Source organism: Allorhizocola rhizosphaerae (genome assembly GCF_003426775.1).
GTDB lineage: Bacteria > Actinomycetota > Actinomycetes > Mycobacteriales > Micromonosporaceae > Allorhizocola > Allorhizocola rhizosphaerae.
In genome coordinates this window covers 1-25971 of record NZ_QJUG01000062.1, presented here as the reverse complement: position 1 = coordinate 25971, position 25971 = coordinate 1, and the positions used below count along the sequence as shown (strand labels likewise).

Genomic DNA, 25971 nt, shown 5'->3' with positions numbered 1-25971 from the left:
GACATGACCACCCGGTTGTTGCGGGCCAGCCTCGGTTCACCGACCTACGACGACATGCGGGCCACGCTGCGCCCGACGTTCCTGCCGCCGCTGCGCACCGACCGTGGCGTCGAGGTGCACGCCCAGGTGCTGCCGCTGTTTCGCGACGGCAAGCAGGCGGTGCGGGTCAACGGCATGGACCACTGGGTGCCCGAGGTTTCCGCGCCGACGCGGGTGACCCTCACGCTCGATGAGGGCAACCTCGAAATCGAGGTGACGCCGCAGCGGAAGTGGACCGTGTACGTGGTGCATCACTCGCATTTGGACATCGGCTACACGGATCGTCAGGGGGTCGTGCTCCGCAATCACCTGGAATACCTGGACTCCGCGCTGGAGCTGGCCACCGCGACCGACGACTGGCCCGATGACGCGCGCTTCCGGTGGAACGTGGAGTCGGCCCTGCCCGTGCGGACGTGGCTGGGGGCTCGCGCCTCATCGGTCGTCGACCGCTTCGTGCAGCTGGCCAAGCAGGGGCGGATCGAGGTCACGGCCATGCCGTACCAGCTGCACACCGAGGCGTGCTCGGTGGAGGAACTGCACCGGCTGCTGCGATTCACCGACGACCTGCGCACGGAGTATGGCATTCCCATCACGAGTGCCATGCACACCGACGTGCCGGGTGCGGTGGCCGGGTTCGTCGATGCGCTTGCCTCCGGCGGCGTGAAATATCTGTCCGCCGCGCACAACTGGGCCGGGCGGTCGGTGCCGTTCCTGCACGGCGGGCTGGAGCTGGGGCGCCCGTTCTGGTGGCGGTCGCCATCGGGCAACCGGGTGATGGTGTGGTTCACGGACACGCCGCACGGCATGGCCTACATGGAGGGCAACGTCGTCGGGCTCAACGAGAGTTTCGCGCTCACGCAGGAGCTCCTGCCCGGTTATCTCGACGCGCTCGCGAACCGGCCGGTGCCGTACCAGAAAGAAGCCTTTGGATGGTCGGGGCTGGACAGCGTGGACCGGCCCGGATATCCGCACGACATTTTGCACCTGCGTGTGCAGGGCGGGCACGCCGACAACGCGACCCCGTCGATCGTGCCGCCGAGCGTGGTGCGGGAGTGGAACGCGACCTACGACTGGCCCAAGCTGAAGATGGCGACGAACACGGCGTTCTTCGAGGATGCCGTGGCACGGATTGGAGACCGGATCCCGGAGCACGAGGGTGACTGGACCGACTGGTGGGCAGACGGGCTCGGGTCGGGTGCGCGGCCGCTGGGCTACGCGCGGCGGGCGCAGCACGCCATCCGGCACGCCGAGACCCTGCACACGCTGGCCGACAGCCACCTCGACGCCGACGCGGTGTATGACAAGCTCGGGTTGTTCGACGAGCACACGTGGGGCGCGGCCAACCCGTGGCATGACCACGAGGACGGGTTTGACTCGGGCGGGCTGCAGTGGGCGCGCAAGTCCGAGTTGGCCTATTCGGCGTTCGATGACGCGGAGGATCTGCGGCACGCGGGCGCTCGGCGGCTCGGTGCGCGCTTCGCCCCGGGCAACGGGGCGCTGGCTTCGTACCTCGTCTTCAATCCGGGTCTGTCCAGAAGCGACACTGTGTCGGCCTTTCTGCCGTCGAGCACCGTTGCGCTCGGCAGGGGACTGTCGCTCGTGGACTCTCGGACCGGCCGGGTGATCCCGCACCACGAGGAGATCGAGGACTGGGCGACCCGGCCGCACGGGCGCCGGATCACGTTCACGGTCGCCGACGTGCCCAGCGTAGGCGCGGTCCGCGTCGACGTGGTGCGTGGCGACGGGCCGACGGCGCCTGGCGAGCTCGCCACGGAGCTGGAAAACGAGTTCTACCGGGTCGAGTTCGATCTGAAGTCCGGCGTCATCGCGTCCATTTTCGACAAGCGCACCGGCCGCGAACTGGTCAATGTGGACGCGTACGCGGGCATGAACCAGTATGTCTACGACCGCTACTCCACGACCGGCCACGTGAACCATCTGTCCGGCCACATCGAGGCGAGCGGCACGCACCACCTGTCCCTCCTGTCTGGACGGTCGCTCGGCCGGCGCGCCTCCATTGTGCGCGCAACCCGGACGGCCGCCGGGCAGACGCTTGAGGTGCAGCTCGACGGCGACGGCGTGGACTGGCTGCGCACCACCATCTTCCTGCCCACCGACGTGCCGCGCGTCGACATCACCAACCGCATCCTCAAGCAGGGCGCGCCGGTCAAGGAGAGCGTGTTCTTCGCCTTCCCGTTCGCCGCGGGCGCGCCCACCGCGTGGGAGCTGACCGGTGGCGTCGGCGGCCCGAATGCCCCGATCGTGCCGGGCGCCGCGAGCCACATGACCCCGATCCGGCACTGGGTGTCCTTTGCGGACGGTGCCGGTTGGGCCACGCTGGAAGCGCCACTCGTCATGTTCGGCGAGCTCTACCTGCCCTACTCGCCGTTCCCGCCCACGGTCAAACCGTCGCCCGCCGAGCCCGGCACGGTCTACTCGTGGGCGCTGAACAACATCTGGGACACCAACTTCCCGGCGCAGCAGCAGGGCGAGACCACGTTCCGCTACGCGATCGCCGAGGACGGGCCGACGGCAGCGGCCGGTCTCACCGACCCGTTCCTGGCGATCCCGCTGACCGGGCGCGACCGCACACCCGAGGAGCTTTACTTTGCTCAAGTAAACGACCCCCGGGTGGAGATCTCGTCGATCGGGCGGTCCCGGCGCGGACACGACCTGGTCGTGTATCTGCGCTGTACCGAGCCGGTCACCACACAGGTCCGCCTGCCGTATCCGGTGCGCGCGGCGTATCTCGGCACGAGCCTCGAACGCGACCTGCAACCCGTGGACCTCGATGCCGTGCCGGTCCCCGGAACCGGCCTGACAGCACTGGTGGTCGACCTGTGAAGATCGTCGATATCCGGGCCACGACGGTGACCGTGCCGCTGGAGGCGCCGCTGCGCCACTCCAACGGCGCGCACTGGGGGAGGTTCGTGCGCACGATCGTCGAGGTCGAGACCGACAACGGGCTGATCGGCCTCGGCGAGCTCGGCGGGGGCGGTGAGAGCGCCGAGGCGGCCGTGCGCGGGCTGTTGCCCTATCTTCGCGGCCACGACCCGTTCCAGCTCGAAGCCATGCGCTTCGCCATCACCAACCCGACCGCGAGCCTGTACAACAACCGCACCCAGCTGCATGCCGCGCTCGAGTTCGCCTGCCTCGACATCATCGGCCAGCACCTCGGCGTGCCCGTCCATGACCTGCTCGGTGGCAGGCTGCGCGACGCGGTCCCGTTCGCTTCCTATCTTTTCTTCCGGTACCCCAACGAGTCCACCGGCCACGGCGAGGTCCGCACACCCGACCAACTCGCGGCGCACGCGCTCGAGCTCAAGGCACAGCACGGCTTCACCGTGCACAAGCTCAAGGGCGGGGTCTTCCCGCCCGCCTACGAGCTTGACTGTTATCGGGCTCTCGCCGAAGCCATGCCAGGCGATCGGCTGCGCTACGACCCGAATGCGGCGCTGTCGGTCGGCGAGGCCCGCCACTTCGCGCAAGCCATCACGAGCCTGCCCAACGACTACCTCGAAGACCCGACCTGGGGGCTCAACGGTCTGCGGCAGCTGCGTGACATCGGCATCCCGCTCGCGACCAACACCGTGGTCGTCAACTTCGAACAGTTGGCGACGAACGTGCGCGACCCGGCCGTGGACGTGGTCCTGCTGGACACGACCTTCTGGGGCGGCATCCGGCCGTGCGTGAAGGCGGCCGCGGTGTGCGAGACGTTCCAGGTGGGCGTGGCCGTGCACTCGTCGGGTGAGCTGGGCATCCAGCTGGCCACGATGCTGCACCTGGGCGCGGTGCTGCCCAACCTGTCCTACGCGGCGGACGCGCACTATCACCATCTCACCGATGACGTGATCGCCGGGGGCAAGCTGTCCTACGTGGACGGTGCGATCGCCGTGCCCGAAGGGCCGGGCCTCGGGGTCACACTCGACCGCGATCGGCTTGCCCGCTACTCGGAGCTGTACAAGGAACTCGGAAGCTACCCCTACGACCGCGATCCCGGCAGGCCCGGCTGGTACCCGCTGATCCCGAACGACAGATGGGCGCAGCCATGAGGACGCACGTGCTTGAAAACGAGCGCCTGCGCGTGGAACTCCTGCCCGACAAGGGGACCGACGTGGTCTCGTTCTACGACAAGCGGCGCGAGCTCGACCTGGCCTGGCGGGCCCCCGGCACACCCCGGCGCGACGGCACGTTTCTTGACACCTATCCGGGTGGCTGGCAGGAGGTCCTGCCCAACGGGGGCGTGCCGTCGGTCTATCGTGGCGCCGCGTTCGACCAGCACGGCTCGGTCGCGACCATCCCGTGGGAGTCGCTGGGTGACAGCACCTTCACCGTTGCCACACCGCGTTACCCGTTGCGTGTCACGAAGAAGCTGCGCCTCGACGGAGGTTCGCTGCACATCACGGAGACGCTGACCAACGACGCGCCCGTGCAGGTCGAGGCTATGTGGGGCCATCACCTCACGTTCGGCCGTCCGTTCCTGCGCGTCGGTTGCCGGGTGCGGCTCCCGGAAGGCGTGACCGTCATCCCGCACGCTGAAGCCATCGACCCGCGTGGGCGAAGGCGCACCACGGATCTGTCGGCCGTCCCGGCACCCGGCGATCCCAGCGACATCTGCTATGTCAAAGGCGCCAGTTGGTACGAGGTCGTCGACCAGACGGGCAGCGGCATGCGCGTCGAGTGGGACGCGCAGACGATGCCGTACCTGTGGGTGTGGCAGGAATGCGGCGCGACCATCGACTACCCGTGGTGGGGCATGGCCCACGTGCTCGGGCTGGAGCCGTTCTCGAGCTACCCGACCAACGGGCTGCCGGAGGCCGTGGCCAACGGGTCGGCCTTGCGCATCGGCCCGGGTGAGACGAAGACCTTCTGGCTGACCGCTTCGCTCGTTGAGGAGGGGTGATGGAGTTCGAAGGCAAGGTCGCGGTCGTCACGGGCGGCTCGCTCGGCATCGGCGCGGCCGTGGTGGAACACCTGGCGCGCAACGGCGCGGCGGTTGTCTACTGTGGACACGAGACCACGATGCAGGCGGACAACGTCCTAGGGGTCGTCGCCGACGTGCGCTCCGAGGCCGACATGCACGGGTTGGTCGAGCGCGCGGTGTCCGAGTTCGGCGGGGTCGACATCCTCGTCACCAGCGCGGGCATCCAGCGCTACGGCACGGTCGTGGACACGCCGCGCGAGCTGTGGGACGAGGTGCTCGCGGTCAACCTCACGGGCGTCTACACCGCTTGCCAGGCGGCGATTCCCGCTTTGAAAAAGCGCGGCGGCGGCTCGATCGTGGCCGTGTCGTCCGTGCAGGCTTTCGCCACGCAGCAGCGGGTCGCGGCCTACACGGCCAGCAAGGCGGGCATCAACGCGCTGGTGAAGTCCATCGCGGTCGACTTCGCGGGCGACGGCATCCGCGCCAACGCGGTCTGCCCCGGCTCGGTGGACACGCCCATGCTGCGGTGGGCCGCCGACCTGTTCAAAGGCGAGTCCACTGTGGACGAGACGGTGGCCAAGTGGGGGAGGACCCATCCACTGGGCCGGGTCGCCACGCCGGCCGAGGTGGCCGAGGTGGTCGCGTTTCTGGCCGGCGACCGGGCCTCGTTCGTGACCGGCGCTGAATATCGGGTCGACGGCGGCCTGCTCGCGGTGAATCCGGCGGCGCTGCCATGAGCGGAGCGCCATTGAAAGTCTTCTACGACGGGTTCCTGGGCAACCCGCGCCTGGACCACCCCGAGGGCGTGTCCGTGCATCCGCGCGACGGAAGTGTGTGGTGTGGCGGCGAGCAGGGTCAGCTCTATCGCATCGCGCCTGACGGCTCGTCCGCCGAGATCGTCGCTGACACGGACGGGTTCCTGCTCGGCGTGACCGTATCGCCGTCGGGCGACTGCGTCTACGCCGCCGACATCGCCCACCGCGCGGTCTTCCGCTACGACATCGCGGCGGGTGCGCTTTCCACCTTCGCCGAGGGTTTCCGCAACCCGAACTCGATCGCGTGCTCGGGCGAGTGGGTCTACATTTCGGACAGTTATCCGCCCGGTGTGCCGGGACCGTCGGTGTATCGCTTTGACACCAACGGCAACGGGGGCGTGTTCGTCGCGGAACCGAGCTCCTTCGCCAACGGGCTCGCGCTGCACGGCGAGTGGCTTTACATCGCCGAATCGTTCCTGCCCGGCGTGAGCCGGGTGCACCTGTCCACGTTGGAGCGTGAGCTCGTGGTGCGCCTGCCGGGCACGGTGCCCGACGGGCTCGCGTTCGGGCCCGACGGGCTGCTCTACATCGCCTGCTACGAACCGAGCCAGATCCTGCGGGTGGGTGCGGGCGGCGCGGTGGAGGTCGTCGCGCACGACCCGACCGCGCACGACCTGTGCCATCCCACCAACATCGCCTTCGCCGGAACCACGATCATCGCCGCGAACCTCGGGCGATGGCACCTCACATTGGTACCCACAAATGGCATTGTTTGATTTTCCCTTGACGGAACTTGAGGTGTACCGCCCGGAGCGCGACGAGCCGGACGACTTCGACGCGTTCTGGGCCGAAACGCTCAGCGGCACACCCGAAAAGCCCGTCTTCGAGCCCTACGACAGCGGCTTGTCCACTGTGGACGTCTGGGACGTGACGTTCCCGGGCTTCGGAGGCGATCCGATCCGGGGCTGGCTGATCCGTCCGCGCAATGTGGACGATCCACTGCCCGGCGTCGTGACCTACATCGGCTATGCGGGCGGTCGCGGCCTGCCGCACGACTGGCTGGTGCCGAGCGCCGCCGGATATGCCAACCTGGTGATGGACAATCGGGGCCAGGGAGCGATGTGGGTGCCGGGCGACACTCCCGACGCCTCGGCCGGTCCGCTCGACCCGCAATATCCCGGCTTCATGACGCGCGGAGTGCGCGACCCGTCGACCTACTACTACCGGCGCCTGATCACGGACGCGGTGAGGGCGGTGGATGCGTTGCGCGCGGCTCCGGGCGTGGACCCGTCGCGGATCGCCGTCTCGGGCGGGAGTCAGGGCGGCGGGCTCGCGCTGGCCGCCGCCGGGCTCAGCCCGCACGTCAAGGCCGCGCTGATCGATGTGCCGTTCCTGTGCCACTGGCGGCGGGCCATCGACATCGCGACCGACGGCCCGTACCCGGAGCTGGTGTCCTATTGTGCGATCCAGCGCCACGACACGGCGAAGGTGCTGCACACGCTGTCCTATGTGGACGGCGTGAACTTCGCGGCACGGGCGTCGGCGACCGCACTGTTTTCGGTTGGGCTCATGGACCCGGTCTGCCCACCGTCCACCGTGTACGCCGCGTACAACCACTACGCCGGGCCGAAGCGCATGAACGTGTGGCACTACAACGGGCACGAGGGCGGGCAGACCCACCAGATCGCCGATCAACTTCGCTTCCTGGCGTCGGCTATGGCGTGAACTCCGGGTCTTTCACCAGCGCGGCCCACCGGTCGCGCAGCTCGGCGTGCCCGTTGTCATCGCCGTCCGGCCCGTAGGCGGTGACCTGCAGGCTGATCGGGCCCTCGGCGTCATCGTCCAAAGGCGACTCGGCCATCAGCCCGACGAGCCGGCCATCGGGCGTGGCGAACATGAGCTGGTAACGGCTGCGATGCCAGACCTCGTGCCCGCCAATGGACCGGGCCAGATCGGTGGCCACGGAGGGCTTCGCCTTGCCGCCGAGGCGGAGGGTGTGGCGGCCGGAGCCGCTGTGCGCCACCATGAACCGCAGCTGCTCGAAGAACGTGCGCCAGCCCTCCTCGATGGCATCGAAGATGTCCTCCCAGTCCGCCTCGTCCAGCGAGCCGGGCAGCACGGCGCGCACCACCGTCCGGTGTGGACCGTCGGCCTCCAGCTGGAGCTCCTGGCCGAGGGCGAGGGTGATGCGGTCGGGCGGCAGGTGCTTGGCGTGGTCGACGAAGATGTACCGGATCTCGCCCTCCAGCCCCTCGTCATCCCAGCCGAACCACTCACGGATGACGCTCGGTGTGGTCAGCGCACGCCACACCACCTCACGCGGCGCGTCGATCGTGGTCTCCACACGGAACGGCTTCAGCTTCGCTTCCATCGCGTCACTCGCTTTCGCTTGGCATGGTCGGGTGCCCGCCGGCGACAATCCGGTAGCGGCGCCGCGCGGCAGGCGAGTCGAACTCGGCGGCCAGTTCGGCTAGCGCCTCACCCAGCCGGGTGGCGAACCGCTCGATGTCGGCGGGGCGCTCGAACCCCACGTCGGCCTCGAGCGTGAAGGTGATCAGCCGTTTGTTGGCGGCCCCGGCCCGCTCGCGCATCGCGGCCACGTCGCGCAGCATGCGCGCGGACACGGCGAGCAGGGCGTCGGCGGCGAACCGGTCCTGGGTCTCGGCCGCCAGGTCGCCGACCACGGCCGGGGCCACGACCACCGTGCGGGCGGTCGCGCGCATGAGCCGCTCGGTGCGGCCGCGGCGCTGGCGCAGCTCGACCACCTCGACCAGGCCCGCCTTCTCCAGCTCGCGCAGGTGGTAGTTGACCCGCTGGCGGGTCTCGCCGAGCTCGGCGGCCAGCGTGGTGGCCGAGCCGGGCTCGTGCAAACCGGCCAGGATGCGCCGGCGCAGTTGGCCGAGCGCGCCGCGCAGGCGGTCGTGCTCGCTGACGACATCGATCCCGGCTGGCATGTCAACAGCGTGCCACTTGAAAAATGAATTTGTCAAATGGCGTTTAATCAAGGTCGCGTAGGTGAAAACAAAGGCCGTGGATCCGGTACCCAAGACCCTGCTCGCCGTCGTGGGCGCGGCCCTGCTGGCAGTCGTCGCGGTGGAGCTCGTCCACCGCACGCTGGTGCGCCTCGGCCGCCGATACATGCTGCTGGCCGAGCTCACCTCGCACGCGCACCGCGCGTTTCAGGTGTTCTGCGTGCTGCTCGCGGCCCGTACCGCGCTGCAGGTCTCGCCCGCCAGATTCGACGTCCGCCACGGCGTGCTGCACGTGATGGGCATCGCGGTCATTGTGGCGGGCGCCTGGCTGCTGGCCACCGCGCTGCTCGCGCTCGAAGACGTGGCCGAGGCCCGGTTCCGCATCGACGTGCCCGACAACCGGGAGGCCAGGCGGATCCGCACGCAGATCGAGATGCTGCGCCGGGTCACCATCGCGGCGGTCGTGATCGTCGCACTTGGACTGATCCTGATGACCTTCCCCCAGGTCAGGGCCATCGGGACGAGCCTGCTCGCGTCGGCGGGCATCATCGGCATCGTCACCGCGCTGGCGGCGCAGAGCGTACTGGGCAACGTCATCGCCGGACTGCAGCTGGCCTTCAGCGACGCGATCCGCATCGACGATGTGGTGGTGGTGGAAAACGAGTGGGCGCGGATCGAGGAGATCACGCTCACCCACGTCGTGCTGCACATCTGGGACGACCGGCGCCTGATCCTGCCCACGTCGTACTTCACCTCGAGGCCGTACCAGAACTGGACCCGCACTCGATCCGAGCTCCTCGGCACGGTCGAGCTGGACGTCGACTGGGACACGCCCGTGCCGGAGCTGCGCGACGAGCTGCGGCGGTTCGTCGAGGCCAACGACCTGTGGGACGGGCGGGTGTGCGTGCTACAGGTGACCGACGCGATCCAGGGCCGCATCCGGCTGCGGGGGCTGGTCAGCGCGGGCGACGCGCCGTCACTGTGGGACCTGCGCTGCATCGTGCGTGAGCACATGGTCGCGTGGGTGCGTGAAAACCGTCCCAACGCGATGCCCCGCACGCGGCTCGAAATCGGCTCGCGGACCCGTTCGCGGCCCACCCAGATGCCCGAAGACAGCGAGGGCGCAAGGGTTTTCAGCGGCAGCGAGGACGGCGAGGCCCGAGGCGAGGCCTTCCACGGCCCCGAACGCCCGCTGCACGAGACGATCCTGTCCGAACAGGCCCGCCTTGACGAACCCTGACATCGCCACGAGCATCGCCCGCGGACCGGTGCAACTTTCCCGAGGGTCATCCCGTGTACCCGATTGTGACCGTCCCTGACTTCGAGTCCTTCTACGAGGGCACCTCACGCCGGCTGCTCAGATACGCGTACGGCCTGACCGGCGATCTGGCGGAGGCGCAGGACCTGACCCAGGAGGCCTATGCGCGCGCCTGGCGGGGGCGGGCCAATCTCGCCGCCGCTCTCGGCTACGCGGCGATGTCGGGAAGGGGTGGCGGCAATGTCGGCTGAACTGGACCGCCTCTACGAACGGCTCGCCGAGCGGGCCGACGCCGTGCCGCTTGCGGGCCTCGGCGACATCCGCGCCCGCGCCCGGCACCGTCGCAACAGGACGATCGTCACCGCGGCGATCGCGGTGGTGGCGGTGGTGGCCGCGATCATGCCGTGGCTTGCCCGGTCGACGCCCCCGCCGGTCATCCAGCCGGACGTGCCGCCGCCCATCACGTTCACGCCGTTCGACCCGGACGCCAAGCCGGTCGTGGCGTTCGACAAGCCCGCGGAGTTGGGCATTGCCTTGGCCAGCGACACCCACGCGTATGTGATGTGGCTCGACGAGGACAACTCCGAGCACGTCGCCGTGATCGACCTGGCCACCCGGCGGCCGGTGTTCGCACCGGTCAACGTCGGCAGGTTCGGCGACACCAACGGCATGCAGGTCGCCCGCGACGCCATCGTCCTGCTCGCCGAGCAGGGCTTCGGCGAGACGGGCGGGCCGGTCAGGCCGGACACCATCATCGCGCTCGACCCGGGCACGGGCCGGGAGCTGTGGCGGCTGCCGTACAGCTACAACGACACCGATCGCGTGCTCTTCCCGGATCTGCTCGTCCTCACGTGGATCTCCGACGGCCGGACCGAGGCGATCGACCTCAAGACCGGTGCCGTGCGCTGGACGTTCGACGAGCCGGCCGTGAAGGGCGGGACCACCGCGATCCGCGCGCCGCAGGAGTCCGAGGTGGTGTCCGCATCGGACGATCGCCGGGTGGTCGTGCACACCCGCTCCGGGCGGCTGAAGGTGCTCGACGTGGACTCCGGACGGGTACTGTCCGAACGCGACGGACCGGCGACCGGGCCGACCGGATACGGGTTCGTGCTCGACGGCAAGCTCTACGCCGCCAGCGAGAAGGAGGTGCGGGAGATAGACGTGTTCGGCACGGCGCCGCTACGGCTCATCCACACCACCGCGAAGGCCACCCGTGCCATCACCCCCTGTGCGACCCGCCTCATCTGTGTCGTGGCCGATGACCGCGTGGCGGCGGTCGATCCCGTGAGCGCGAAAGTGGTGTGGGAACACACCGTGTTCGAGTTCAGGTGGAGTCCCGTCCCCTACGGGCCCAACCTGCTCGTGCTGGGCTCCCAGGGCCCGGTGATCCTCGGCCCGGCGGGTCAGGCGCTGGCCGAGCCGAAACTGCAGGGCACGCTGGCGACGTGGATCGACGGCGGCAACCTCCTGCTGTGGAGCGCAGACAGCGGCGTCAGCGGGTTGTCCCTGGCCACGGGTGCGGTCACCAAACTTGGCGAGAACGCACTCGTCGCGGGTCTCCTGGCGGTTGCCGGCAACATGGTCATCATGCCCACACCCGAAGGGATCTTCGTGCATCGATTCGCTTAGTGTGGTGCCCGTGAGGATCCTGCTCGCGGGCGCCACCGGGGCGATCGGCCGCCCGCTCACCACGGCCCTGACCAACGCCGGCCACGAGGTGCTCACGCTGTCCCGCACAGCGGGCGACATCAGGGCGGACGCGCTCGACCGCGAGGCGCTGCTGCGCGCCCTGCGGGGCCGGACCGCCGATGCCGTCATCCACCAGCTCACCGCGCTGAAGCAGGCACGCCGCACGGTCGACGCCAACGACCCGAGCACCGTGCTGCGGATCAAGGGCACCGCCAACCTGATCGAGGCGGCGCAATTGCTTGGCGCGCAACGGTTCCTGGTCCAGTCGCTGGTGCTCGGCTACGGCTACCTGGATCACGGCGACCGCCCGCTCACCGAGACCGACCCGTTCGGCGTCAAGACGGGCGGCCCCGCCGACCCGGTGGTGGACGGGCTGGTGTCGGCCGAGCGGCAGGCCTTCGCCGTGGACGGGATCGCGTTGCGCTATGGCGTGTTCTTCGGCCCGGGCACGTGGTTTTCGCGCGGCCGGTTTCCCGTGCCGCTCAGGGGCGGCGTCGTGCCGTGGGTGCATGTGCGGGACGCGGCCGCCGCGACCGTCCTGGCCCTCGAACGCGGCGCGGCCCGCGAGGCGTACAACATCTGCATGGAAAATCCGGCGACCTGGCGGGAGATGGCCGGGAGGCATGGGCTGCCGCTTCCTGGTCGGCTGCTCCGCGCGGCAGTGCCCTACCTGGGCGCCGCTATGATCGACACGTCGATGCGGGTGTCGAATGCCAAGGCGCGTAACGAGTTGGGCTGGGAGCCGGTCGCCGGCGCGTCATCCCCACCGCGGTGAACTGTCAGAACGAGTCAAAGATTCTGCGGGCACCTTTAGGCTGGACTACATGCTCGACCTGCGCCGGCTGCAGATCCTGCGGGCCGTGGTGACCAGCGGGTCGGTGACCGCAGCCGCGACAAACCTCGGCTACACCCCGTCGGCGATCAGCCAGCAGATCGCCGCGCTCGAAAAGCAGGCGGGCGTGCCCCTGCTGGAGCGCGTCGGCAGGGGAGTGCGGCCGACCCCGGCCGGGCGGGTGCTCACCGATCACGCCGCGGTCATCGCGCGGCACGTCGCCGACGCCGAGACCGCCCTGGCCGACCTGCGGGCCGGGCGCACGGGCCGGCTCGTGGTGCGTTACTTCGCCACGGCCGGTGCGGCGCTGGTGCCGCCCGCGCTGGCCCGCTTCCACCACTCCCACCCGGGAGTGCAGGTTGACCTGCGGGTCAGCCATCCCGAGGACCCGCTGCCCGAGGTCGAGCAGGGCCGCGCCGACCTGGCCATTGTGGTGCGCCCGCGCACCGAGCCGCCCGCCGGCACCCGCCTGATCCACCTGCTCGACGACCCGTACCTGGCCGTGCTTGCCAAGCGGCACCGGCTGGCCAACACCGCCCGTGCGATCGACCTGGCCGACCTCGCCGACGAGCCGTGGGTGGACAACGAGTGGCCGGCCGGGCCGTCCCGGGCGATCATGCTGGAGGCGTGTGCGGCGGCCGGGTTCAGCCCGAGGTTCGTGGTGGAAAGCGAAGATTACGCCACCGCGCAGGGGTTTGTGGCCGCCGGGCTCGGGGTGAGCCTCATCCCGCGCACCGGGTTGGGCAGCCGGCACCCTGGGGTTGTGGCGCGCAGGGTGCGCCGACCGGAGCCGACCCGATCGATCTATGCGGCCGTGCGGGAGACATCTCTGGCCCAGTCCGCCTTGCGCGACCTGATCGACGCGCTCGCCCACGCCTCCGACTAGCGAGCGCGGGAGCCTGAAACCCGGCCGGCCTCCCGTGCGTGTTGTGTGTCGTGGGTGAGAAAAGGGGAGGCGCGGTCGTACTGCAGATCGCGCTGGTGTGCCTGGTGCTGGCGATGGTCGGCGGCATCGTGGCACTGGTGTGGCAGTTCGTCAGCGGCATACCGACGTCCGATGTGCGGGCGCAGGTCGGTGACTGCCTGGTCGGTGCGGACGACGGCCGGTTCCGGATCGTGGACTGCGCGGACGCGACGGCCGCGTTCACGGTGGTCGGGCGGGTCGACGGGCGGGCGCAGGCGGAGGCGGCCGAGGCGTGCAAGGCGCTGGCCTCGCCGCCGCCTTCACAGCCGCCTTCGCCATCGACTTCACGGGCGCCCGAGCGGGCCTATTGGGAGGGGCGGCCGGGGGAGCCCGGGGTCGTGCTTTGCCTGCGGACCAAGCACTTGCCACAGTAGGCGTGTGGTTTTGGTGGGAGGCAGGCGGCTGTTCGAGGCGCACATCCGCTATCGGGCCCGGCGCAGCAGCAGGTTGAGATCGCCGAACTCGTGAAAGAGGTAGCGCCCAGCTATGGCCTCGCGGTAGCACGCCTCCAGCAGGGCCGGGCCGGCGATTGCTTCCAGCATCAGCAGGTGTGAGGCCCGGGGCTCGTGGAAGCCGGTGAGCAGGCCGTCCACTGTGGACACGCCGCGTTCGGGCGTGACGATGAGGTCGGTCCAGCCTTCGCGCGGCACGACCGTGCCGTCCGGTGCGGTGGCCGATTCGAGCGCGCGGACCACGGTCGTGCCGACCGCGATGACCCGCCCTGCGGCGTGGTTCACCAGGTGGGCCGTTGCCGCCGGCACGGAAAACCGCTCAGGATAGGGCTTCTCGTGCGCCTCGGGCGAGGCAACCCCGGTGTGCAGGGTGATGGGCACGATGACGATGCCCCGGCTGACGAGCCGCGTCACGAGCTCGTGGGTGAACGGCCGCCCGGCGCTGGGCATCTCGGCCGACCCGTCCACGGTCGCGAACACCGTCTGATACGACTCGATCGGCCACTCACGCTCCACATAGGAGTATCTGATGGGCCGTCCGTGGTCGCGCAGGTATTGCGGAACCGACCCGGCACCGTCGAATGAGGCGATCCACAGCCGGTCCGTGTAGCGCGATTCGAGGGTGACCCGCGCGCCGCCCTTGAGCTCCAGCGCGCGCAGATCGGTGGCCGGGCGCGGCTCCACGAGCCAGCGGCCGTCGTCGAGTTCGGTGGACACGTGCAGCGCCAGTTCGTGCCCGATGACATCGACCGCTGCGGGTAGCGTGCCGGAGTTGTTGACCACCAGCACGTCGCCGGGTTCGAGCAGGTCGGGTAGGTCAGTGAACCGTTGGTGCGCCATGGATTGTGGCGGGTGTGCGACGAGCATCCGTACCTCGTCGCGGCGCAAACCGCGTGCCTCGGGCGGTTCGTGCGCCTCCAGCTCCGGGGGAAGGGTGAAATTCATGCCGCAGTCGCCTCACTCCACACCAGCAGGGGATGACCGTCGGGGTCGGTCGTGACAAAGCCGTAGTGCCCACGTGGGAAAACCGTTGGTATCGCCCGCAACTTTGCGGCCAGCCTGTCCACATCGGACCAGCTGGGCAGCTCGATGGCCGTCTGCGGCGGCGGCAAGGCCGTGCCCGGAGACACGATCTCGATGCGTCCGCTCTCACCGACGCCGAAGACGCCCCCCGTTCGCCGTCGCGCTCCCACCCGTCGATGCGCGGCAGGCCCAGTACACCCTCGTAAAACGCCGCGGCAGCCGCGAAGTCGGCCACCTCAAGCGGCGCCCACATTCTTAAACCCATTTGCTCAGGGGGTACCGTCCGGAAGCCGGCCGTTCGGCGAGCATGCGCAGCAACGCGGGCGCCACGGACTCGGGAAGCGGGCGGTCGGAGATATCCTCGCCCGGATAGGCGTCCTGGTGCATCGTGGTGCGCAGGTCGCCCGGGTCGAGCTGCCACACGCTGATGGAGCCCTCCTCCTCGACGCCGAGCACGGCGCCCAGGCGCTCCAATGCCGACTTCGACGCGCCGTAGCCGCCCCACCCGCGATACGGCTCCACCGCCGCATCGGAGGTCACGTTGATGACGATCCCGCCGGACGCGCGCAGCTTCGGCAGGGCCAGCTGCGTGAGGGCCAGCGGTGCGACGACATTGGTCTCGAACAGCCCGCGCAGCGCGTCCGCGTCGAGCGCCGAAACGAGCGGGAGAGGCGACGGCCCAAGCGCGCCCGCGTTGTTGACCAACAGATCGATCGAGTCCAGCGATCCGGTCAGCCGCTGCCGGTGCGCCGGATCCGTAACGTCCCCAACGACTTTGACCTGAGCGGGCGAGTCCGCCAGCGAGCCGCGCGCGTCGGTCGCGACGGTCCACCCCGCGTCGACCAGCACGCGGGTCAGGGCGAGCCCCAGCCCGCGAGACCCGCCGGTGATAATGGCATTTGGCATAGCTCAAAGCTATGCACCGCACCGCGTCCTGAAATCGGGCCGCAGACGCCCATGGTCTAGGTCTTTGGACCTAAGCCCAGCTTGCGCTCCGATCGGCTCGGTGCCCGCGGAACCATCACCCGGTTCAACACCGCGGACAGCGGCGCATCGTCTCAGGCCGACGCTCGGACCGCCCTACAGGTTGTGCCGCACCGCATAGAGCGCGGCCTGGGTGCGATCCTCGACATTGAGCTTCATCAGGATACTGGAAACATGGGTCTTGACCGTCTTTTCGGCCAGCCGCAAGGATTTCGCAATCTCCTTATTGGACCGCCCGTGGGCGATCTCGGCGAGCACGTCGCGTTCGCGCGGGGTGAGGTTGCCCAGGCGGTCCGGGCCGGCGTCGCCGGTCATCAACGCGCTGGCCAGGTCGGGTGGCAGCAACACGTGGCCGGCGTGGACCGAGCGGATGGCGTTGGCCAGGGCCGCCGGATCGATGTCTTTGTATACTAGCCCGGCCGCTCCGGCCCGGATCGCGGGCATCACCTCGGATCGCGCGCTGAAGCTGGTGACGATGAGCACCTTGAATCCGGCCAGCCCGCGCACGGTCGAGACGGCGTCGAGGCCGGGCATCTTCAGGTCGAGCAGCACCACGTCGGGCTTGGTCTCGGCCGCCGCCTGAAGGCATGCCGCGCCGTCGGCGACATCGGCCACGACCTCCATGTCATCGTGCAATTCCAGGAACGTGCGCAGCCCGCGCCTGACCATCTCGTGGTCGTCCGCGATGAGCACCCGGATTTTCATAGAACCATTCTTATCCTGGTACCGCCGCCAGGCCGCGATGACACGGTGAGACTCCCACCCGCCCGGCGGGCGCGTTCGCGCATGGACGCCAGGCCCAGCCCGCGCGCGCCGGCCGGGTCGAAGCCCACGCCGTCGTCGCGCACCTCAACCCCCTGCGCGGTGAGCGTGACCCAGATGTTGGCCGCATCGGCGTGCCGCAGAGCATTGTGCAGGGCCTCCTCGACCACACGCAGCGCCGCCTCCTCGGCCGAGGGTGACAGTCGTGGTTGGACGGTCACCGCGAAGTGCAGCTTGGTCGTGGTGTGGACGCGGCCCAGCAGGTTGACCCGCCGGCGCAGGGTCTCGACCAGCCCCGCGTCGGCCAGCTCGCGCGGGCGCAGCTCCGCGACCACCTCGCCCAGCTCCTCGGCCGCCTGCGCGGCGAGCGTGCCGACCTCTTCAAGCCGCGCGGCGGCCCGCTGCGGATCGGTCTGCACGAGCGCAGCGGCCGCTGAGGCGGTGAGCCGGAGGCTGAACAGCTTCTGCGCCACGGCGTCGTGCAGTTCGCGAGCCACCCGATGGCGTTCCTCCAGCAGCGTGAGCTCGCGGCTGCGCTCGTACAGCCGGGCGTTGGTCAGCGCGATGGCCGCGTGCGCGGCAAGCACTCCCAGCGTCCCCTCATCAGCCTCCGTAAATTTCCCGGAGCGCCGGTTCGCCAGATAGATCGCGCCCAGGATGTCGTCGCCATCCATAATCGGCATGCCGAGGAAGTCGGCCAACACGGGATGCGCCGCCGGCCACCAGCCGAACCGCGGATCCTCGCGCACGTCGTCGATGCGCTGCGGTTTGGCCTCGCGCAGCATGACACCCAGCAGGCCGTGCTGGCGCGGCAGCGGCCCGATCGCGTCCCACTGCTCGTCGGTGATGCCGTCGACCACGAACTCGGCGAACCCGCCCTGATCATCCGGAACGCCGAGCGCCGCATACTCCGCGTCGAGCAGGTCCCGCGCGACCGTGACGATGGTCTGCAGCACCTCCTTGACCGACAGCTGCCGGCTCACGGCAAGCACGGCCCTGCTCAGGCGCCCAAACGGATCCACACCCCCACGTTATCCCCGCCCCTCGCGTTGCCGGTTGATCATGAACTTGAGTCGATGTTTGACGATGTGTCGCGCCCTGAAGTTCATGGTCGACAACGACGGGATTGACCATGAAGTTGGCGTCAACACACCGCCGAGCATTGACTTAAGTTTATGATCAACGCGAGAAGGGGGTGCGTGGGGTGATCGCGGCGGGGTGGATGTCGCGAGCTAGTCGTCGAACTCGAAGCCGTTCGCCTCGGCGGTCTCGATCAGCTCACGCATGCGGTCCGGGCTTGCCGCCACCGCGCTCATCAACGTGCCCAGTCGCTGCAGTGCCTCGCGGTCGGTGCCGTAGGCGCAGAACATGCTGCCTTCGGGGTCGTAGCCGAACCGGCCTTGCAGCTCGGGCGCCTCGTTGCGGACGACAAGCTGCGCCACGCCCTCCCAGAAGTAGCCGTTGGCCTCGTGGCCGAGCTCCTCGATGAGCCCATCTACCTGTGTCGTCCCAGCGTTGAGCAGAAGCGAGTACTTACCCGGGCTGGTTTCGATCAGCTTGAGCGGATGCACCCGCGCAGTCTTCCAGCCACCCGGCCACCTCGGCAACCTGACTCAAGGATGAATCAGTCCGGGGTGGACGGTGCGGATGCCGGTCGGTACACCGGGCGCGAACGCGCCGGGGTGGTGCGCGTCGTGTGGTGGTCACGAATCGTTTACCGGAAGTTTGCTGGTAATGCTCTGATACCAAGGGGGACATGCGATTCAGTGGGCTGGTGGCGGCGGCCGTGGTGGTGGGGTTGCTTGCGGGCTGCACGGACGATCCGCCGAAGCCGGGCTATGACCCGGACCCCAAGGCGCTGAGCATCGTTGCGGGCTCGGAACAGCAGGCCGTGCTGGACCAGGTCGTCAAGCCGTGGTGCGAGGCGCGGAAGTACGCCTGCCACTTCACGCTCAAGGGCTCGGTGGACCAGGCCCGCCTGCTCGCCTCGGGCAGCAAGGACTTTGACGCCTATTGGTTTGCCAGCTCGGTGTTCTCCCAGATCGGGGACCGCAGCAGCGCGCTGCAGGACGTCAAGCCGATGTTCCTGACGCCGATCGTGTACGCGGGCTGGCGCTCGGAGATGCAGAAACTGGGCTTTGTCGGGCGGTCTGACGTGCAGATCGCCGACATTCTCGCCGCCGTCGAATCGGGGAAGACGACTGTGTGGGCGACCAATCCCACACAGTCCAACTCGGGCGCGACCGTCCTGTTTGGATTCATGAATCACTTCGCGGGCAACGGGCCGGGGCAGGCGCTGACCCAGCAGCAGCTGGACTCGCCGGCGGTGCGCGACGGGATCACCCGCTTCGTGCAGGCCATGGATTCGACGCCGCCCTCGACCGGTACCCTCATGAACGATTGCGTATCCAAAATGGACGTCTGCCGGACGGTCTTCACCTATGAGGACCTCGTCATCGAGAAGAATCAGGAGCTGGTGCGGCAGGGCAGGGAACCGCTCCACGCCGTCTATCCGAAGGGTTCGCTGGCGATAAGCGACGCGCCGCTCGGCTTCCTGCCGCGCGGCGGTGACACCGACGCCGCGAAACGCAAGCTGTTCAACGAGCTGCAGGGCTTCCTGCTCAACGACCCGGACGCCAAGACCAGACTGTTGCAGCTCGGCCGGCGCCCGGCCGCGAGCATCGGGCTGACACTGGACAATCCCGACCTCACCGTGTTCAACCCCGACTGGGGTATCCAGGCGAACCTGCGCGAGCAGGGGATCCAGTATCCGGCGGCGAGCGTGATCCAGTCCGCATTGGACCGTTACCAGACCGCCTATCGCAAGCCGGTGGACATCTTCTACTGCCTCGACGGCAGCGGGTCGATGGGCGAGAACAACGGCTGGGACGGCATCAAGGATGCCGCGCGCCAGGTGTTCGACCAGGATCAGGCGGCGCTGAACTTCCTGCGGACGCATCCGGAGGACCGCACCACGGTGGCGATTTTCAACAGCGGACTCACCGCGGGAAGCCCATGGACCGTCGACGGTGCCGACGCCGCCCAACTGCATGGGCTCACCGAGAAAATCGTGAATTACCGGCCCGGCGGCGGCACCAACATGTATGCCTGCCTGAGCCAGGCGGTCCCGGCCCTCGCTCAGGCGAAACGGCCCGGCCGCAAGGGACTCGTCGTGCTGATGACCGATGGCAGGTCCGACACCTCCGGTCGCGAGAGTGCCTTGAAAGCCATTGACAATTTGGGGGTACCGGTCATAGCCATCGCCTTCGGCCGGGACGCCGACCCCGGCCAGCTGCGCGAGGCGGCCGCCGCCACCGATGGCACGTTCGTCCAGCACGACGACCTCGTGATGGCCCTGCGCCAGGCCGCGGGGTACAAGTGAGACACCGCCTGGCGACCCCCGTCTCGCTGCTGGCCGCCGTGGGCGTGTTCGCGGGCGGCTACGCGCTGACCGGCAGCCTGCTCTGGTCGCCGGTGCTCGCTGCCGCCGCCGCGATCGGCGTCTATCTGATGCTCGACGACCGCACGCCCACCCAGGTCCGCGACGACGACTACGACGCCGACGCCGCCCGCAAGGTGGACGAGGCCCTCGCCGTGGTCGCCGACATTCGCAAGCGGCTGCGTGACGTTTCCTCCGCACGCGCCCGCCACGACCTGCAGCAGGCGTGCGCGGCCGTGCCCGAACTGCTCGACCGGGTCCGGGCCACGTCGCCCAGCAGCCTGTTCTCCAGCGCGAGCCAACTGTCGGCCCACCTGACCAGCCTGTCCGGCGTGCTCGCACAGTACCTGGACATCCAGCGCAAGCCGGCCTTCTACCCCGACGCGGCCCGGCTGCTGGAGGGCGGCGAGCAGGCGTTCGCCCGGTTCAGCGAGTTCGCCCTGGACAGCGTGCGCCTGGTCAACTCCGGCGAGCTGGCACAGTACCAGGCCAATCTGCAGACCGTGGCACCACCGAAGATTCCGCAACTGGGTAGGGAGTGACCGTGAGACTGCCGAGTCCGAGATTCCTGATGGGACTGGTGCTCGTGCTCGCCGTGAGCGTCGGCACGGTGTACGCCGTCAAGCGGCTGCGCGGCGACGGAGCGCCCGCCGCCGCGCAGCCGGTGTCCGTCGCCTGCCTGATCGGGTCGGAGAAGGCCGAGCTGATGGCCGACCCGGAGGTGACGCGGATCCTGCGCGAGCGGTACGGCGTGACTGTCCGGGCCGACCTGATGGGCTCCTACGACCAGGTGCAGCTGGCCGCCGAGGAACTTTCGAAGCGCGACGTCGACTGCCTGTGGCCGTCGAGCGCGAGCGCGCAGAGCGTGTACGAGCACCTGCACCGCGACAAGCTCTCCGGCTATCGCGCGGAGACCGTGCTCCAGTCGCCCGAGGTGTTGTATGCGGGGCCACAGGGGACCGACGCCCTCATCCGCGCGGGCATCGTCGAGAAGCGCTCGGACCGGTACTTCGTGGTCAACATGAAATCCCTCCTGCTCGACCACATCCTGTCGCGCAAGACATGGGAGTCACTGGGCACGAAGGGTTTCGGCGGGCCGATCCGGATCGCGAGCACCGATCCGGCCCGGTCGGGCAGCGGCTTCACGCTCACCCAGCTCGAACTGAACATCGTCGCGACGCATGATGTGTTCCAGACGCCGAATCTGGAGCAGGCGCGGGCCGCGTTGCCCACGATCCGGGCCATCTACGAGGCGCAGGGGTTGCAGGCGTCCAGTTCGGACTTCGGCTTCCGGCAGTGGCTCACGCAAGGCGCGGAGCTGCAGAACCCGCTCTACGCCGGCTACGAGAGCCAGATCATTCAGCTGGTCACGCAGGCGGGCGCGGCCCCGCTCAAGGAGGTGCGCGTGCTGTATCCCGATCCGACCATCTACAACGACCACCCGGTGCTGGCACTCAACGCCGACGCCGCGCGGTTCCTCGACGCCATGAAGGACCGCGAGATCCAGACCATCGCGTGGCGCCGCTACGGCTTCCGGTCCAGTGTCCACCTTGGACTCAACGACCTCGCCGAGTTCAAGGATCTCGCGCTGGCCGACCGCATCCGCACCACCACACCGCCCAACGCCGAGGTGACCCTCGCGCTGCTGGACTGCGTCAAGCACAACAAGTGTTAGGGGACAACGTGTCTGAACTCCAGATCGACTTCGGCGGCATCGTGGGCGCGCCCGCGCAGGCGCCCACCGGCTCGGCCGACGCCGCGCTGTCGGCGGTGACCACGCCCGGCGAGCTGGTGTGCGCCGATCTGCTCACGCCCGCGCAGCGGGAGCAGGCCCGAGCGCTGGCCGGGCAGGTGTACCCGCAGATGCTGGCCAACACCGAGACCCTCGCCCAGTTCGGCTCCGGTGCCATCGAACAGGTCAACGCGCAGGTGCAGCGGATCTTCCGCGAGGTCGGGCCGGTGAAGATCCCGGAGCTCACCGCGATCATGCATCAGATCAACGACCGGATGCGCGACTTCCGGCGCAGGTACGACCCGTCCGACCCGAAGGTTCGCGAGGCGTTCGACAAGTTCATGGACGCCGTCAAGGGCCTGTTCCGCAGGGGCCGCGACCTGGTCGAGATGCTGTTCGAGGAGGCGCGCTCGGTCGAGAAGCAGCTCGACCGCATCGCGGGCACACTGGTCGAAAAGCTGCAGCAGCTCAAGCGCAACGTCGTGCTGTGCGACGAGCTCTACAGGGCCAATGAGGCCGCGATCAGCCAACTGGCCGGCGTCATCGCGGTGATGGAACTCGTGCGCGACCTGGCGGTCGCCGACGCACGCGGGATCACCATCGATCCGTCCGATGTGGACCGGCGGGACAAGGAGGAGCGGCTGTCCCGGCTCACCGAGTTCATTCAGGCCATCGAGGTACGGATCAACGAGTTCCAGCAGCGGCTGTTCGTCGCCTGGTCCACCTCGCCGCAGGTGCGCAACATCCGGCTGCTGCACTACGGGCTCGGCCAGCGGCTGGCGCTCCTGGTCAACCTCACCATCCCGACCATGAAGCTGACCATCGCGCAGTGGGGGCTGCTGCTGCAGGCCAACCAGGCCGCGCACATGCAGCAGGCGGTCGCCGACGGCGCCAACGAGGTGTTGACCGCGTATGCCAACGCGTCCAAGACCGCGGTGCCGCAGGTCGCCAAGCTCATCCAGACCCCGACCATCCGGCCGCAGACCATCCTGGAGGTCGCCGCGTCCATCGACGCGCAGGCCCGGGGGATCGAGGAGGCGGTGCGCTTCGGGCAGCAGGCACGGGCCGAGGTCGTGTCGGCCATCGTCACCGCGCAGGAGTCGATGTCGGCCAGCTCGCAGCGGCTGAGCAAGAGCGTGGTCGAGCTCGTGACCAAGGCGCGCCGGCCGATCGAGCTGCCTGCCGGCCCAGACCTGCCGCCCTCGGTGATCGAAAACGCGGGACGGCTCGGGCTGAATCCGTCCCGCATGGAAAGCCCGTAATAAAGGTGTGTTCCCTGAGCCCGTGCTAAGTGCGCTACGGTCCGCGCCGGACACGCCCGCCGTCGAGTCCAACGGGCGGGTGGTCACGCGTGGCGAGCTGCTGGGGATGGCGCGCCGGATCGCGGGCGGGTTCGCGAAGATGGGCCTCGGGCGGGGGGTCGGGGTGGGGTTGCGCCTGCCGCTCACGCCCGAGGCCTACGCGGCGCACCTGGCCGCTCATGTGCTCGGGGCGACGGTCGCGGCGTTCCGGCCGGCGTGGGGTCCCGCGCAGCTGGAGTCGGCCCGCGCTCACGTGGACGTGGTCGTCGACGACCTGACCGACCTGCTTGCGGCCGAGCCGCTGGACGTGACGCCGCGTGCGCACCCGGACGATGTCGCCCGCCTGCTTTTCACCAGCGGCACCACGGGCCGGCCGAAGGCGTGCGCGCACAAATACAGGGCCATCGGGCTGGCCTATGAGAAGGACCGATGGCCTGCGCCGCTCGCCAGAATGATGAGAGATTTCAGCCGGTACCTCGTCATCGCGCACATTTCTGGCCCGCCTATGTTCACCTACCTCGGCCGGACTCTCGTGGCGGGCGGGACGGCCGTGCTGATCGGCGACGGCATGGGCGTGCCGGAGGCGATCGCGCGGACCGGATGCACAGCGGTGGTCATGCGCCCGCCGCTCCTCGCCGCGACGCTGGACTCCACTGTGGACCTGGGCGGGCTGCGCGCAGTGGTGCTCGGCGGCTCGCCCGCGAGCCCGGCGCTGCTCGAAGCCGCGACGGCACGTCTGGGACCGATCGTGTGGCAGGTGTACGGCCAAAGTGAGGCCGGCGCCATCTCGATGCTCACACCCGACGACATCGCTGCGGGCCATGCGGCGTCGGTGGGCCGGCCAGTGTCCGACGTGGAGCTCGACATCCGCGAGGGTGAGATCTGGGTGCGCAGCCCGCACATGATGTCGGGCTATCTCGACGAAACCGAAGACGTGTTGCGCGACGGCTGGCTGAACACGCGCGACCGCGGGCATGTCGACGCCGACGGCAGGCTTCATCTCACCGGCCGCTCCCGCGACGTCATCATGGTCAACGCCGAGGTGTGCTATGCGGGAGCGATCGAGCGAGTGCTCGCGCTGCATCCCGATGTGGCGCAGGCGTTCGCGGTCGGCGTGCCCGATCGGCGCACGGGCGAGGCGATTCACGCGTTCGTCGTCCCGGCCGGGGATCGCCGGCCACCCCCGGACGAGTTGACCGCTTTGACCAGACTGCACCTGAGCGTCAACAGTGTCCCGAGCACATTCACCGTCATTCACGACATTCCGTTGACCGCGACCGGAAAGCCCGACAAACCAGCTCTCTTCCGGGCGGCCTCGCCTGAAGAAATCTAGACCTGCGGGCCGGTTGAACCACAATTGATTTGCATCCGTGTAAGCGAATGTGAAGGTCACTAGATCGGAGCTCGATGACGACGCGCTCATGCGCGCCATCGCGCTCGGCGACTCGGGGGCATTGGTGGCATTCATCCACCGGTTCCAGTCCAGGGTTCACGGTTTGGCACTGCGCATCGTGGGCGATCCGGGGCTGGCCGAGGAGGTGACACAGGACGCGTTCCTGCGCGTCTGGCGGCGGGCGTCCACATACGACTCGCGGCGCGGCCGGGTGGCGAGCTGGCTGCTGACCATCACGCACCACCTGGCGATCGACGCGATTCGCCTGCGGCGTGATCTGCCGGTCGACCCCGCTGCCTTCTTGACTCTGCCCATCGAGGCGGCCGAATACAGGTACCAGATAGATAAATCTCTTCAAAAGCAACTGCAGGCGCTGCCCGCCGATCAGGCCAGGCCGATCGTCCTCGTGGCGTTCTTCGGCCTGACCGCAAAGGAAATCGCCGACCGGGAGGGTATCCCGCTCGGCACCGCCAAGACGCGGCTGCGCCGCGGGCTGGCCCGGATGCGTCAATCGCTGCGCGATTCGGCCACCCTGGCCTGAACCCGCGCCCAGAACTTCGCCGGATCGTTGAGGTGCGGGTAGGGCTCGTCCGGCTCCGGCACCTCAAGGAACTCGCACAGCGGCTTCCACCCGGCGCCGGGCGACATGACCAGCAGCCGGTCCGACGGCGCCTCGTTGAAGACGGCCGCGTTGTGCCGCTCGTAGGCGTCGATGGCGAAGGCGCGGTCGGCGAACCTTCCCTCGAAGAAGCCGTGCCAGATCATCTGGCGGTGGAAAGAGGTGAAGACGTCCAGGCCGGGCACGATGCGCCGGGCCTGTTCGACGGCCTGCTCGCCGTCGCTGCCGAACATGCGGTAGATGGTTTTGCTCACGCTCTCATACCAGGCGTCCGGGTCGCGCACCGTCAGGATCAGCTTGGCCTGAGGAAAGGCGGCGGCAAGCGGTCGCCAGAACGCGGCTCCCGGCCAGTCCACAGTGGACCGGTAGCCGTGGAAGAGCCTTGCCCAGTCGACCGGTTCCCCCCGCGCGGCGGACTGCCAGATGGGCAGCCGGTCGGGGTGGTCCAGGACGTGCCGGCCGTGGAAGCACGGCCCGAAACCCAACCGTTCCAAGGCGGCCTTGAGCGACAGCGTGCCGGTGCGACCGACCCCGACTCCGATTACCTTCATGGTTCCACCTGGTCTCTGGTCAGCTGGCCGGGCGCCTCGACGCCCAGCAGGGTCAGCGCGTTGAGCAGTTCGCGGCGCAGCATTTCGAGCACGGACACGACGCCGTCCTCGCCCGCCGCGGCCAGGCCCCACAGCGCGGGCCGGCCGATCGCGACCGCCTGCGCGCCAAGCGCGAGCGCCTTGGCGACATCGGTGCCGCGGCGCACGCCGCCGTCCATCAGCACGGGGATTTTCCCGCCAACCGCCTCGACGATGTGCGGCAGGCGGTCCACTGTGGCCGGT

Annotated in this window: 28 protein-coding genes; 18 read left to right on the top strand and 10 right to left on the bottom strand. The window is 69.1% G+C overall.

The window, feature by feature from the left end; all coding sequences use genetic code 11:
* Window positions 1–3: 3 nt before the first annotated feature.
* Genes DM816_RS15630 through DM816_RS15605 form a run of 6 tightly spaced genes read left to right on the top strand, consistent with a single transcriptional unit; the run spans window position 4 to window position 7443 of the window.
* Window positions 4–2883, top strand: a complete 2880-nt coding sequence (locus DM816_RS15630) for a glycoside hydrolase family 38 N-terminal domain-containing protein (RefSeq protein ID WP_117210962.1) — start codon at window positions 4–6, stop codon at window positions 2881–2883.
* Window positions 2880–4091 carry an enolase C-terminal domain-like protein gene (locus tag DM816_RS15625; protein WP_117210961.1) on the top strand — a complete coding sequence of 404 codons (1212 nt, stop codon included), beginning with the start codon at window positions 2880–2882 and terminating at the stop codon, window positions 4089–4091. Before DM816_RS15630 ends, DM816_RS15625 begins: the two co-directional genes overlap by 4 nt.
* A complete protein-coding gene (locus DM816_RS15620) occupies window positions 4088–4942 on the top strand; it encodes a DUF4432 family protein (RefSeq protein WP_211588716.1) in 855 nt (284 codons plus the stop codon). Before DM816_RS15625 ends, DM816_RS15620 begins: the two co-directional genes overlap by 4 nt.
* Window positions 4942–5700: an SDR family NAD(P)-dependent oxidoreductase gene (locus tag DM816_RS15615; protein WP_162907506.1), complete on the top strand. Its 759-nt coding sequence runs from the start codon at window positions 4942–4944 to the stop codon at window positions 5698–5700. Before DM816_RS15620 ends, DM816_RS15615 begins: the two co-directional genes overlap by 1 nt.
* Complete coding sequence (locus DM816_RS15610) at window positions 5697–6494, top strand: SMP-30/gluconolactonase/LRE family protein (protein ID WP_117210958.1); 798 nt, start codon at window positions 5697–5699, stop codon at window positions 6492–6494. Before DM816_RS15615 ends, DM816_RS15610 begins: the two co-directional genes overlap by 4 nt.
* Window positions 6495–6501: 7 nt before the next feature.
* The gene (locus DM816_RS15605) at window positions 6502–7443 is read left to right on the top strand and encodes an acetylxylan esterase (RefSeq protein ID WP_342768710.1); all 942 of its coding nucleotides are present in this window, start codon (window positions 6502–6504) and stop codon (window positions 7441–7443) included.
* On the opposite strand, the gene DM816_RS15600 is transcribed toward DM816_RS15605, so the two are convergent.
* The gene (locus DM816_RS15600; RefSeq protein ID WP_117210956.1) at window positions 7433–8089 is read right to left on the bottom strand and encodes an SRPBCC family protein; all 657 of its coding nucleotides are present in this window, start codon (window positions 8087–8089) and stop codon (window positions 7433–7435) included. The two genes, DM816_RS15605 and DM816_RS15600, sit on opposite strands and share 11 nt — an antisense overlap.
* A 4-nt stretch (window positions 8090–8093) precedes the next feature.
* On the bottom strand, window positions 8094–8672 hold the full coding sequence (locus DM816_RS15595) for an ArsR/SmtB family transcription factor (RefSeq protein ID WP_117210955.1): 579 nt from the start codon (window positions 8670–8672) through the stop codon (window positions 8094–8096).
* A gap of 61 nt (window positions 8673–8733) precedes the next feature.
* Between DM816_RS15595 and DM816_RS15590 the strand changes: the two genes are divergently transcribed.
* From DM816_RS15590 to DM816_RS15565, 6 genes are read left to right on the top strand one after another with little or no spacing between them, the layout of a single operon-like run.
* Entirely contained in the window at window positions 8734–9930 is a 1197-nt protein-coding gene (locus DM816_RS15590; protein WP_246001958.1) for a mechanosensitive ion channel family protein, read from the top strand.
* Window positions 9931–9983: 53 nt separating this feature from the next.
* Window positions 9984–10199 (top strand): RNA polymerase sigma factor, encoded by a 216-nt coding sequence (locus DM816_RS15585; protein WP_425455244.1) that lies wholly within the window; start codon window positions 9984–9986, stop codon window positions 10197–10199.
* Window positions 10189–11577 carry an outer membrane protein assembly factor BamB family protein gene (locus DM816_RS15580; protein WP_117210954.1) on the top strand — a complete coding sequence of 463 codons (1389 nt, stop codon included), beginning with the start codon at window positions 10189–10191 and terminating at the stop codon, window positions 11575–11577. Before DM816_RS15585 ends, DM816_RS15580 begins: the two co-directional genes overlap by 11 nt.
* Window positions 11578–11587: 10 nt before the next feature.
* A complete protein-coding gene (locus DM816_RS15575; RefSeq protein WP_117210980.1) occupies window positions 11588–12412 on the top strand; it encodes an NAD-dependent epimerase/dehydratase family protein in 825 nt (274 codons plus the stop codon).
* Between the two features lie 49 nt (window positions 12413–12461).
* Window positions 12462–13355, top strand: coding sequence for a LysR family transcriptional regulator (locus DM816_RS15570; RefSeq protein ID WP_117210953.1), 894 nt, complete (start codon window positions 12462–12464; stop codon window positions 13353–13355).
* 50 nt (window positions 13356–13405) lie between these two features.
* The gene (locus DM816_RS15565) at window positions 13406–13807 is read left to right on the top strand and encodes an LppU/SCO3897 family protein (RefSeq protein ID WP_117210952.1); all 402 of its coding nucleotides are present in this window, start codon (window positions 13406–13408) and stop codon (window positions 13805–13807) included.
* Window positions 13808–13855: 48 nt separating this feature from the next.
* On the opposite strand, the gene DM816_RS15560 is transcribed toward DM816_RS15565, so the two are convergent.
* The 6 genes from DM816_RS15560 to DM816_RS15535 form a co-directional block, all read right to left on the bottom strand.
* The gene (locus tag DM816_RS15560) at window positions 13856–14830 is read right to left on the bottom strand and encodes an S-adenosylmethionine:tRNA ribosyltransferase-isomerase (protein WP_117210951.1); all 975 of its coding nucleotides are present in this window, start codon (window positions 14828–14830) and stop codon (window positions 13856–13858) included.
* Window positions 14827–15015 carry a VOC family protein gene (locus DM816_RS15555; RefSeq protein ID WP_162907505.1) on the bottom strand — a complete coding sequence of 63 codons (189 nt, stop codon included), beginning with the start codon at window positions 15013–15015 and terminating at the stop codon, window positions 14827–14829. Before DM816_RS15555 ends, DM816_RS15560 begins: the two co-directional genes overlap by 4 nt.
* Before the next feature lie 148 nt (window positions 15016–15163).
* The gene (locus DM816_RS15550) at window positions 15164–15814 is read right to left on the bottom strand and encodes an SDR family NAD(P)-dependent oxidoreductase (RefSeq protein WP_117210949.1); all 651 of its coding nucleotides are present in this window, start codon (window positions 15812–15814) and stop codon (window positions 15164–15166) included.
* A 174-nt stretch (window positions 15815–15988) separates the two neighbouring features.
* Complete coding sequence (locus DM816_RS15545) at window positions 15989–16597, bottom strand: LuxR C-terminal-related transcriptional regulator (protein WP_117210948.1); 609 nt, start codon at window positions 16595–16597, stop codon at window positions 15989–15991.
* Window positions 16594–17676, bottom strand: coding sequence for a GAF domain-containing sensor histidine kinase (locus DM816_RS15540; RefSeq protein ID WP_117210947.1), 1083 nt, complete (start codon window positions 17674–17676; stop codon window positions 16594–16596). The genes DM816_RS15545 and DM816_RS15540 overlap by 4 nt, the downstream gene beginning before the upstream one ends.
* 210 nt (window positions 17677–17886) lie before the next feature.
* Entirely contained in the window at window positions 17887–18225 is a 339-nt protein-coding gene (locus tag DM816_RS15535; protein ID WP_117210946.1) for an immunity 51 family protein, read from the bottom strand.
* 185 nt (window positions 18226–18410) lie between these two features.
* Between DM816_RS15535 and DM816_RS15530 the strand changes: the two genes are divergently transcribed.
* Genes DM816_RS15530 through DM816_RS15505 form a run of 6 tightly spaced genes read left to right on the top strand, consistent with a single transcriptional unit; the run spans window position 18411 to window position 25060 of the window.
* Window positions 18411–20036 (top strand): vWA domain-containing protein, encoded by a 1626-nt coding sequence (locus DM816_RS15530; RefSeq protein WP_117210945.1) that lies wholly within the window; start codon window positions 18411–18413, stop codon window positions 20034–20036.
* On the top strand, window positions 20033–20635 hold the full coding sequence (locus DM816_RS15525; RefSeq protein WP_117210944.1) for a hypothetical protein: 603 nt from the start codon (window positions 20033–20035) through the stop codon (window positions 20633–20635). The genes DM816_RS15530 and DM816_RS15525 overlap by 4 nt, the downstream gene beginning before the upstream one ends.
* A gap of 2 nt (window positions 20636–20637) precedes the next feature.
* Window positions 20638–21768: a type 2 periplasmic-binding domain-containing protein gene (locus tag DM816_RS15520; protein ID WP_211588715.1), complete on the top strand. Its 1131-nt coding sequence runs from the start codon at window positions 20638–20640 to the stop codon at window positions 21766–21768.
* Between the two features lie 8 nt (window positions 21769–21776).
* The gene (locus DM816_RS15515; protein ID WP_117210943.1) at window positions 21777–23087 is read left to right on the top strand and encodes a toxic anion resistance protein; all 1311 of its coding nucleotides are present in this window, start codon (window positions 21777–21779) and stop codon (window positions 23085–23087) included.
* Between the two features lie 22 nt (window positions 23088–23109).
* Complete coding sequence (locus tag DM816_RS15510) at window positions 23110–24459, top strand: class I adenylate-forming enzyme family protein (RefSeq protein ID WP_162907504.1); 1350 nt, start codon at window positions 23110–23112, stop codon at window positions 24457–24459.
* A gap of 49 nt (window positions 24460–24508) precedes the next feature.
* On the top strand, window positions 24509–25060 hold the full coding sequence (locus DM816_RS15505) for an RNA polymerase sigma factor (RefSeq protein WP_211588714.1): 552 nt from the start codon (window positions 24509–24511) through the stop codon (window positions 25058–25060).
* Here the strand turns inward: DM816_RS15505 and DM816_RS15500 are convergent.
* Complete coding sequence (locus DM816_RS15500; protein ID WP_117210941.1) at window positions 25027–25689, bottom strand: sulfotransferase family protein; 663 nt, start codon at window positions 25687–25689, stop codon at window positions 25027–25029. The two genes, DM816_RS15505 and DM816_RS15500, sit on opposite strands and share 34 nt — an antisense overlap.
* Window positions 25686–25971 (bottom strand): alpha-hydroxy-acid oxidizing protein (locus tag DM816_RS15495; RefSeq protein WP_162907503.1); only part of this gene is annotated, 286 nt, incomplete at its 5' end. The genes DM816_RS15495 and DM816_RS15500, both read right to left, overlap by 4 nt.

Excerpts from the sequence above, each read along its gene's own strand:
- DM816_RS15620 (WP_211588716.1), top strand. The coding sequence starts at position 4,088 with ATGAGGACGCACGTGCTTGAAAACGAGCGCCTGCGCGTGGAACTCCTG.
- DM816_RS15630 (WP_117210962.1), top strand. The coding sequence starts at position 4 with ATGACCACCCGGTTGTTGCGGGCCAGCCTCGGTTCACCGACCTACGAC.
- DM816_RS15615 (WP_162907506.1), top strand. The coding sequence starts at position 4,942 with ATGGAGTTCGAAGGCAAGGTCGCGGTCGTCACGGGCGGCTCGCTCGGC.
- DM816_RS15570 (WP_117210953.1), top strand. The coding sequence starts at position 12,462 with ATGCTCGACCTGCGCCGGCTGCAGATCCTGCGGGCCGTGGTGACCAGC.
- DM816_RS15595 (WP_117210955.1), bottom strand. The coding sequence starts at position 8,672 with ATGCCAGCCGGGATCGATGTCGTCAGCGAGCACGACCGCCTGCGCGGC.
- DM816_RS15600 (WP_117210956.1), bottom strand. The coding sequence starts at position 8,089 with ATGGAAGCGAAGCTGAAGCCGTTCCGTGTGGAGACCACGATCGACGCG.
- DM816_RS15500 (WP_117210941.1), bottom strand. The coding sequence starts at position 25,689 with ATGAAGGTAATCGGAGTCGGGGTCGGTCGCACCGGCACGCTGTCGCTC.
- DM816_RS15580 (WP_117210954.1), top strand. The coding sequence starts at position 10,189 with ATGTCGGCTGAACTGGACCGCCTCTACGAACGGCTCGCCGAGCGGGCC.
- DM816_RS15545 (WP_117210948.1), bottom strand. The coding sequence starts at position 16,597 with ATGAAAATCCGGGTGCTCATCGCGGACGACCACGAGATGGTCAGGCGC.
- DM816_RS15560 (WP_117210951.1), bottom strand. The coding sequence starts at position 14,830 with ATGAATTTCACCCTTCCCCCGGAGCTGGAGGCGCACGAACCGCCCGAG.
- DM816_RS15530 (WP_117210945.1), top strand. The coding sequence starts at position 18,411 with ATGCGATTCAGTGGGCTGGTGGCGGCGGCCGTGGTGGTGGGGTTGCTT.
- DM816_RS15550 (WP_117210949.1), bottom strand. The coding sequence starts at position 15,814 with ATGCCAAATGCCATTATCACCGGCGGGTCTCGCGGGCTGGGGCTCGCC.
- DM816_RS15610 (WP_117210958.1), top strand. The coding sequence starts at position 5,697 with ATGAGCGGAGCGCCATTGAAAGTCTTCTACGACGGGTTCCTGGGCAAC.